This is a genomic window from Acinetobacter sp. UBA2063 (assembly GCF_002333245.1).
In the GTDB taxonomy this organism is placed as follows: Bacteria; Pseudomonadota; Gammaproteobacteria; order Pseudomonadales; family Moraxellaceae; genus Acinetobacter; species Acinetobacter parvus.
Genome location: NZ_DDAH01000145.1, coordinates 1 through 8763, shown reverse-complemented (window position 1 = coordinate 8763; position 8763 = coordinate 1). Strand labels below are relative to the sequence as shown.

Sequence of the window (8763 nt, the reverse complement as noted above, 5' to 3'; positions counted from 1 at the left end):
GGGCTTTGAAGTGGGCTTTATGACTAACCTAAGAAATATTAAATCTTAACGGCCATTACGGTTACGGCCACGAGGCGCTTTGGTACTTGGACGTGTTGTACCATTGGTCTTGCGACGTGGTTTCTCACTTTCATCCATTTGCCAGATACGTTTAGTCCCAGACTTTTTCTTGTCACCGTCCTTTTTATCACCCTCTTTCTTTTTATGCTGCATTGGCTTGCCACCCGTACCGCCAGGTTTTTTGACATAGGAACGAGAACGGTAGGGCTGATCTTCAGGCAGGTCTTTAAAATCTGGATAAAGCAGCGGTTCAATATCGGTTTGTTCGCCTGGTTGCAAACCCAGACGCACTAAATCAATGGCGCCAATCTTGGTACGAATGAGACGCAAAGTTGGAAAGCCAACCGCCGCTGTCATACGGCGAACCTGACGGTTACGCCCTTCACAAATTTGTAACTCAATCCAGCTGGTCGGGATATTGGCACGGTAGCGTACAGGTGGATCACGATCCCATAACCATTCTGGTTGATCCACTTTAATGGCTTTGGCGGGCAAGGTCATGCCATCTGCCAGTTCTACACCTTTACGCAGCTGTTCAAGCGCTTCCTCAGTGACATCACCATCCACCTGAGCCAGATAAGTCTTGTATTTCTTGTTCGCTGGATTGGTAATGTACTGGTTTAAACCGCCATGATCTGTCAGGAACATCAGTCCTTCAGAATCAAGGTCAAGGCGGCCTGCAAGACGCAAATCAGGATCGTGGATAAAATGGGAAAGCGTGAGATGGGCTTCATCTTCACGGAACTGTGACAGCACGTCAAAAGGTTTGTTAAATACGACAATTTTCATATAAAAATACTACTTTAAGAGTATGGGGTATTTGGTAAATGTATATTTTTATTTTACTGAGAAATGTTATTATTTCTCATATAAATCTAAAAAGATACAAGATTGAATTACACTGAATCAGGAAGTAAAAAATCAAAGTATGCCATAAAAAACAAGGGATACATTAATCGCCAGCTACATGAGGGAGAACCTGTACAATGGGTTATCAGAAGATCGTGGTTCCTGCAGATGGTGACAAAATCACAGTGAATGCAGACCTGTCACTGAATGTTCCAAATCATCCTATCATTCCTTTCATTGAAGGTGATGGTATTGGTGTGGATATTACACCAGCAATGAAAGCAGTTGTAGATGCTGCTGTGCAAAAAGCTTACGGTGGCAAACGTTCGATCGAATGGATGGAAGTTTATTGCGGCGAAAAAGCCGACAGGATTTATGGCACTTATATGCCAGAAGAAACTTTTGAAGCTTTGCGTGAGTTTATTGTTTCAATTAAAGGTCCCTTAACTACACCAGTTGGTGGTGGTATCCGTTCCCTGAATGTCGCGCTGCGTCAGGAATTGGACCTATATGTATGTGTGCGTCCAGTGCGCTGGTTTGAGGGGGTACCATCACCTGTGCAACATCCTGAGTTGACGGATATGGTGATTTTCCGTGAGAACTGGGAAGACATCTATGCTGGGATTGAGTGGAAAGCCGATTCTCCAGAAGCAAAGAAAGTCATTAAGTTCCTGAAAGAAGAAATGGGTGTTACCAAAATTCGTTTCTCTGAGGGCTGTGGTATCGGGATCAAGCCTGTATCCAAAGAAGGTACCCAGCGTTTGGTACGAAAGGCCATTCAATTCGCGATTGATAATGACAAACCCTCTGTGACACTGGTTCACAAAGGCAATATCATGAAATACACCGAAGGGGCGTTCAAGGAGTGGGGTTATGAGCTTGCAGTGGAGCGTTTTGGCGGTCAGCTGATTGATGGTGGGCCGTGGGTAAAAATCAAGAATCCGAAAACGGGTAAGGATATCGTAATCAAGGATGTGATTGCCGATGCATTCCTGCAACAAATCCTGATGCGCCCAGCAGACTACTCTGTCATTGCCACATTGAACTTAAATGGTGATTATATTTCCGATGCGCTTGCGGCAGAGGTCGGTGGTATTGGGATTGCGCCAGGTGCAAACATTGGTGGGGCAATTGCGGTGTATGAAGCCACTCACGGTACAGCACCGAAATATGCAGGTCAGGATAAGGTCAACCCAGGTTCAATCATCCTTTCTGCTGAAATGATGTTGCGTGACATGGGCTGGACAGAGGCCGCTGACCTGATCATCAAGGGCGTGTCAGGGGCGATTGAGGCGAAAACTGTCACTTATGACTTTGAGCGTTTAATGCCAGGTGCGACCTTGTTGCGTTGTTCTGAATTTGGTCAGGCCATTATTGAGCATATGGGCGAGTAAGTTTTTATTTGTCCTATTAAGAGTGGTTTTGGCCACTCTTTTTTAGTTATGCTTTTATCAAACCATTAAGCTTTCAGTTTCTGTTAAAGGTTCAGAGCTGGTTGTGTATCGTAAATTTAAAAAAATCTGTATCTATCATTTATCCACCATGTGTTCAAAATAAATTAAAAATCTTGAGAGTGTTGTGCAATGAAAATGTATCAGGTAGATGCCTTTACCAAACAACTATTTAAGGGCAATCCTGCGGCGGTGATTGTGACCGAGCAATGGCTGGATGACATCCTGATGCAGAATATTGCGCTGGAAAACAAGTTGGTATTGGCGAAGACCCTGTAACGGCTTCAATCCATACCGCAATTGCAGCGCTTTGGGCGGAAAAACTGGATAAAAAACGGCTGATCGCTTATCAGGCCTCCACTCGAGGTGGGATTCTGGAATGTGTTATTGAGTCTGAACAGCGTATTGAAATCTCAGGCTATGCGAAACTGTACATGCAGGCCGAACTGATGATCTAATTTGTAACTAAATCTCTATAAAAACAAAGAAAAAGGCTGTTTAAATCAGCAGCTTTTTTCAAAACATTACTATTAAAAATGCGAATCGTTCTCTACTATAGCTTATTGTTTTTATTTAATTCACCCAAAATACTTGGATAATCTATGTTAATGCGGTTTAAGCAGCTTACCCTTTCTCTTTGTTTAATCGGGTTAAGTGCAACTTCCTGGTCTCAGACAGTACTGGTCAAAACTGAGAAAAATATTGAAGAATATAAATTAGATAATGGTTTCAGGGTTATTCTTGCACCAAACGATAAAGAAAATAAGGTGTATGTCAACACAATCTACCTGACAGGTTCACTGAATGATCCAAAAGGCAAGGGTGGTCTGGCTCATTTACTGGAACATCTGGCCTTTAAAGGCACACAAAATGTCAAGGGAGAGGAGTTTCAGCGCCGTTTAGATCAATATACCCTGATGACCAATGCCAGTACTGACTATTACTCTACCAAGTATCTGAATATTGTCCGTCCAGAAAAAACCGCCTTAAATGAAATTCTGTACCTCGAATCTGAGCGTATGGACAAGCTGGTGTTGCAGGAGAAATTTGTACCGTCTGAAATCGAGATTGTAAAACGTGAACGTGAAATCCGTATGGATCAGCCTTTTGCGGTTTTGATGGATCAGATGTTTAAAGCAGCATACGGTAATCAATATTTGGGACGGTTGCCAATTGGGGATTTGCCCGAGTTAAAGTCCATCAACATGAACGAACTCAATCAGTTCTATAAAACATGGTATGCACCAAATAATGCGATTATGGTTATTTCGGGTAAATTTGATAAAACTGAGGTGCTGAATAAAATTGATCAATATTTTAGCCCTATTCCAGCACGGGTTGTGCCTGCCCCTGTAAAAGTTCCTGTACTGGATTCCAGAAAAATTCAGCCACGACAATTTACCGTGCAAAAGGGCAGTGACTTGGCCAAGTTCCATGTCTATATGAATGGGCAGAATGCACAGCTACAGTCTGCCTTGTCGATAGCACCAGCACTCTATACCATGCAGCCAAGTGGAACCCTGTATAAGAGTATGGTGGAAACAGGTATTAGCACCGCTGTACAGTCGACAACATGGCTGGATCAGGATTTTAATCTGGTATTTATGGGAGCGATTTATGCACCGAATCATGATGCCAAAAAAGTCGATCAAGCCTTAACGACAGGCGTGGAAAATAGCCAGCCATTTACCGATGCAGAGTTACAACGGGTCAAGAACATGACCAAAAATGCCGCTGATACCATTGCTAAAGATGCTGTAGCTTTAGGTTCACGTCTGAGTGATTATGCTGTGGCTTCACATGGACAGTGGGACCAGTATTTTAAAGACCTACAGGCCATTCAAGACTTAAAGTTGAATGATGCCAACCAGATCTTGAAGCAGTTTTTGGTTTCATCACACCGTATTTCTGGAGATATTTTGCCAACGCCTGAAGACCAGAAAAAGGCCATGACGCAAAATACTCAGGAAAAACCTAAAACGCTGGACCAGAGCGCTGAGAAAGCTGAGCCATTAAAAGATGCCAGTGTGTATAAACAAGAAGTTAGCCAATTTGTCACCCAGTCTGCCCAGCAGTTGCAAAAGAATGAGCAAAAGATTCAACGGGGTGAATTGAAAAACGGTATTCGCTATGCATTGTTTCCAGCGTCAACTCGCGATGACAAAACCTATGCCACCATCAGTCTGGACTTTGGTGATGAAAAAACCTTATTTGGCAAGGGTGTGACTTTAGACCTGACTAGCTACCTGATGTTACGTGGTTCAGAAAAGCATAGCTTGCAGGAAATTACCGATAGGGCAATTGCGGCAAGTGGTGGAGCTTCTGTCATATCAAATGGTAATGGTTTGACCATTAACATCAATGCCAAAAAAGACCAGTTTGAAGATTTCCTCAACTTTATTATTGAGGTGGTTAAGCAACCTAAATTTGCCCAGTCCGAATTTGATTTGGCGAAAAACCAAAGCTTGTCGGTACTGGATCGCCCGTATACCGAGCCTGCTACTGTCGCATCCATGACCTTGGCAAGATTGCTGGAAACCTACCAGCCTGGGGATATGCGTTATCACTTTGAGCCTGATCTGGTCAAGAAACAGTTAAATGATGTGACTCAAGCGCAAATTAGACAATTCTATAACCAATTCTTCGTGACCAACCATGCCCAAATTGCAGTAACAGGGGATTTTGATCCGAAAAAAATGCAGCAAACGCTGCAAAAAGCGTTTGGTTCATGGAAAACCAAACAGCCTTATCAAAAGATCACTTCCCCTTATGTGGCTTTTAAAGCACAGAAAGTACATGCTTTGTCAGAACAGCGTGAGTTTGGAAGTTACCAAAGTGTTCTCACCATGCCTGTTGGTGCCTATCATCCAGATGCACCAGCATTGATTATTCTCAGTCATATTATGGGCAATTCACAGCTTTCCTCGCGTTTGGCGCAGGAGTTACGTGAAAAGAATGCGCTGGTCTATGGTTTTGGCAGTGATCTTGACTTGGACTCAGATACAGAAAGTGGCTCAATCAGTATTACAGCGAACTATACCGCTGGACGTTCTGATCAGGTATCCCAATCTGTGCATAAGGTTTTGACAGACTTGTTGAATAAAGGTGTGACTGAACAGGAACTGGAGGCAGCCAAAGCCGATATTATGAAAAAACGTGTCACTTCCTTGGAAGATGAACGCAAGATTCATGGCATGTTAACCGCACAGTTGGAACGCAATAAAACCCTGCTTGATCGTGAAAAGCGTGATCAAGAGATTGCCAAACTCAGTAAGGCTGATGTAGATGCCGTGATTAAGAAATATATCAAGCTAGATCAGTTTGTTGAGGTGATGGCTGATCAGTATGGTCAGGATCAAGCCACGAAATAAATGATCAAAATAATAAAGCCACTAAATCGGTGGCTTTATTATTTACGGAGTGACCATTAATGGTCGTGATCATGTTTATGCGTATGAAAACCTTCATTTTTGCGAAAGCGTAAATAGTTTTCAAACTGTTCACAATATTCGTCAAAGTTGTCTTCAAGCATCATCTGGAACTGTTGCAGTAAATAAGACATCACTTGTTCTTTGGCATCACGCATTTCATTGCCATCTTTAAAATTATTGGCTGCTACCCATGTGTTAAAACGGGCTGTACCAAATAACATGGCTGCACTCACTTGTCCCCGTAATTCAGCAGGATCAGTTTTTTGCCCTTTTGGAGGGCGGCAAAATTCATTGGCCTGTTTGATAAACTCATCGGCACGCTCAAAAAATACCGCATTTAAAGCTTCTTCTTCCGTCACATCGGTAGCGTTAATTTTTTGAGACATGATCATTTCCAGCGACAAATTAAGACACACTATTATAGACAAAGCCTTGCTGAAACTAAACCTTTGCCTTAATCTAAAATAGCCTAAGCAAGTTGGAATAACCAAAATGTCAGATGCAATTGCGATCCAAAGCTTAAAAACCGATATTGCTTTACTACGCCAACACATCCATCCACCGCAAAATTTACAGCATGTGGAGGGTTTGCCGATTTATTATGGGCTGAAACATGAAGTGGATGAATACTATCGACAATGGCAGCCTTTGATTGAGAGGGCACAACAGCTTTGCCAGCCTTTTATGGAAGATGAGGTAGTGGATGCCATTCATTTACCCAGTCATTTAAATTTGCCGTTATTTTTCTTTCATGTTGATCGTATCCGAATCAATAAAACCCGCGCTAAAGAATCTAAAACTTTTCGGGGTGTGGCGGCACTGGTGGAAAAATGTGGGCAGTTTGATACCGACCAGATTTTTGCCATGCAGGAATGGCTGGAAAGTGATGATACGGCTGCTTTGGTGGCACATCGGGAGTTTATTGATTTACGGACTTATGTGTTCCAGCATGGGCAAAGTGAATATACCCGAACCCGTTTTTATATGAATGGCATGATTCTAAGTGTTGAGCCGCATTTTGAATTGGTGGATGCACGGGATAAACCCCGTAAACAGCGTAATGATAGCTATAGTGATCCGATTGCCGATAATGGTGTTTGGAAAATTTTTGGGAAATATCGCTGAATAGTCTAAGTCTAGTAAATATCTTTTTAGGAGTAGGGTATTAATTTTGATAAATAACTGCACAGCCACTAACATTAGGTAAAGTTTAAATGTTTTCGCATAGACGATTTCCTACTTTGTTTTCGGACAAAGTAGGCAAAACCATTTGTTTGGCTGATGATACTTCCTTGTATCACAGCCAAACAGGCGGCATCCATGCCGCCCATCACGATAGTAAATGCTGGTTTTACTTTGTTGTACTTGCTGCTTGGATTAGCTATATAAAAGAAACAATTACGCCCAAAAAATATCTTTATGAGAAAGCACCTGTAGCTTTTTATTTGCTTTTTTTGTCACATGCGGCTGCTGTGCTTTGACCCAGCCTAAAGCAAATAAAAATTCTGGCTTTTCAGAAACTTGTTGCTGGAAAATCTGCTCAGCCACGAATAGGTCATTATAAAAACCTAAATATTCCTGAATCGGTTGCAGTTTATCCAGAAACTGCTGTACCTGCTTTTTAGGATAAAGCCCAGCAGTAAAGTCAATGCAGTAACGCAGTTGCTTGACTCGCTTACGGGTACGATGTTGCTGCTCTATAGAAAGTTCAGGAAATTGGGAAGCATCTTTTAAAATCTTGTGATAGAGCTTGCTTAAGCTTTTAGCGACCTGTTTGAACAATTTGGTCTTTGCTTCATTTTCACTATAAATAAAACTAATGAGGGATAAAAATAATTGTGTGGTTTGAGTATTGCTTAAACGTGTGGCAATTTCAGGATCGCTACTGGAGCTTAATGCAAAATCAAAATCACAGACTTCCTTGATCAATGGAATGACGGAATCCTGAATGGCATCATGATCGCGTGATTGTCCCAATGCCCTAAAAATATCGGCCAACTCACTTTCCCAAGCAGGATTGATGTGTTCTGACCAATTGGAAAAATGTTTTAATGCTGAACGTAAACGGCGTAAACCCACCCGTGCCTGATGAATATGATCTGCCTCAGCCACGCCACCAGCAATGGCAGCCGCATTGGGTAGAATATGGTTTAGACTATTTTCAATCACCAATTTCAGTGCCTGTTCAGCCGATAGATTCGGATCTAATTTAAGTGCTTTTGCTTTGGTGGCAGGAGAAGATTTTTTCTCCATAGCCAATAAATTGCCACGTTCTGCCTTGCTACGCACATCCAGCCAGAGTTGATATTTATCTACCCAGGTTTGAGCGAATTCAATTAAATCCTGAGCTGAACCTTGCTTGAGTTCAAACTCAACTTCACAGATTTTCGCCTGATCTTTGCCTGTACGAATTTCTCCATCATCCAGACAAACTTCAACCTGAGAATGATTAAACTCAAATACATGGTAAGTGCGCTGTACATCGGTTTGAAACTGCAATTGTAAATCGGCAGGTTCATTACCTAATATGTTACGTAACACATTTTGAACGGTTTGATTATGTTGATAATGTGATAAATCTAGTTCAGGTTCCTGTTCACATTTGCCTAATACAATATCTTCTTCAATGCGTTGTAAATGATTTTTACTGGCTGCCTTAAAGGTTTGTACCCAGCCATCTCCCTCCTGACGCAAGCGAATCGCCACATAATTTTTGGCAAGTAGACGATCAGGCGTATCGTAATATTTGGCCTGTAAATGAATTTTTTGTGCTTTGTGTTTGTTTAAGGTCTGTAAAACACTTTTTTTCTTGGATTCAGGGAGTTGAAATTTAAGCTCGATTTCCATAACGTAATGGCTCCTGACCATTTAAAATAACCAATTGAAATGAGTATAACCTGTTGATCCCAAAAATGACTGTTAAAGTTTTTTGAAGCTTGGATATGTTGTGACACTATAATTTATTTTGTTCA

The 8763-nt window shown here is 41.8% G+C and carries 7 protein-coding genes and 1 pseudogene; 5 read left to right on the top strand and 3 right to left on the bottom strand.

What is annotated here, in order from left to right; genetic code table 11:
* Window positions 1-45: 45 nt before the first annotated feature.
* Window positions 46-849 (bottom strand): rRNA large subunit pseudouridine synthase E, encoded by an 804-nt coding sequence (locus tag B4H32_RS06605; protein WP_004674740.1) that lies wholly within the window; start codon window positions 847-849, stop codon window positions 46-48.
* Between the two features lie 197 nt (window positions 850-1046).
* On the opposite strand from B4H32_RS06605, the gene icd reads away from it, so the two are divergent.
* From icd to B4H32_RS06585, 4 genes and pseudogenes are all read left to right on the top strand, one after another.
* The gene (gene icd, locus B4H32_RS06600) at window positions 1047-2303 is read left to right on the top strand and encodes an NADP-dependent isocitrate dehydrogenase (RefSeq protein WP_286800967.1); all 1257 of its coding nucleotides are present in this window, start codon (window positions 1047-1049) and stop codon (window positions 2301-2303) included.
* A gap of 189 nt (window positions 2304-2492) precedes the next feature.
* Window positions 2493-2639: a PhzF family phenazine biosynthesis protein gene (locus B4H32_RS06595; RefSeq protein ID WP_004681377.1), complete on the top strand. Its 147-nt coding sequence runs from the start codon at window positions 2493-2495 to the stop codon at window positions 2637-2639.
* A pseudogene (locus tag B4H32_RS06590) lies at window positions 2615-2818 on the top strand (PhzF family phenazine biosynthesis protein); the annotation flags it as partial. The gene B4H32_RS06595 and the pseudogene B4H32_RS06590, both read left to right, overlap by 25 nt.
* A 144-nt stretch (window positions 2819-2962) precedes the next feature.
* Window positions 2963-5731, top strand: coding sequence for a M16 family metallopeptidase (locus B4H32_RS06585; RefSeq protein WP_286800965.1), 2769 nt, complete (start codon window positions 2963-2965; stop codon window positions 5729-5731).
* A gap of 56 nt (window positions 5732-5787) precedes the next feature.
* On the opposite strand, the gene B4H32_RS06580 is transcribed toward B4H32_RS06585, so the two are convergent.
* Window positions 5788-6177, bottom strand: coding sequence for a DUF3144 domain-containing protein (locus B4H32_RS06580; protein WP_286800963.1), 390 nt, complete (start codon window positions 6175-6177; stop codon window positions 5788-5790).
* Between the two features lie 106 nt (window positions 6178-6283).
* On the opposite strand from B4H32_RS06580, the gene B4H32_RS06575 reads away from it, so the two are divergent.
* Entirely contained in the window at window positions 6284-6916 is a 633-nt protein-coding gene (locus B4H32_RS06575; protein ID WP_286800960.1) for a hypothetical protein, read from the top strand.
* A 273-nt stretch (window positions 6917-7189) separates the two neighbouring features.
* Here B4H32_RS06575 and B4H32_RS06570 read toward each other — a convergent pair whose 3' ends face one another.
* Complete coding sequence (locus B4H32_RS06570; protein WP_286800959.1) at window positions 7190-8638, bottom strand: CYTH and CHAD domain-containing protein; 1449 nt, start codon at window positions 8636-8638, stop codon at window positions 7190-7192.
* Window positions 8639-8763 lie beyond the last annotated feature (125 nt).

Bases quoted from the DNA above. Each gene is read 5' to 3' on its own strand.
- B4H32_RS06575 (WP_286800960.1), top strand. From the start codon at position 6,284: ATGTCAGATGCAATTGCGATCCAAAGCTTAAAAACCGATATTGCTTTA.
- B4H32_RS06605 (WP_004674740.1), bottom strand. From the start codon at position 849: ATGAAAATTGTCGTATTTAACAAACCTTTTGACGTGCTGTCACAGTTC.
- B4H32_RS06570 (WP_286800959.1), bottom strand. From the start codon at position 8,638: ATGGAAATCGAGCTTAAATTTCAACTCCCTGAATCCAAGAAAAAAAGT.
- icd (WP_286800967.1), top strand. From the start codon at position 1,047: ATGGGTTATCAGAAGATCGTGGTTCCTGCAGATGGTGACAAAATCACA.
- B4H32_RS06580 (WP_286800963.1), bottom strand. From the start codon at position 6,177: ATGTCTCAAAAAATTAACGCTACCGATGTGACGGAAGAAGAAGCTTTA.
- B4H32_RS06585 (WP_286800965.1), top strand. From the start codon at position 2,963: ATGTTAATGCGGTTTAAGCAGCTTACCCTTTCTCTTTGTTTAATCGGG.
- B4H32_RS06595 (WP_004681377.1), top strand. From the start codon at position 2,493: ATGAAAATGTATCAGGTAGATGCCTTTACCAAACAACTATTTAAGGGC.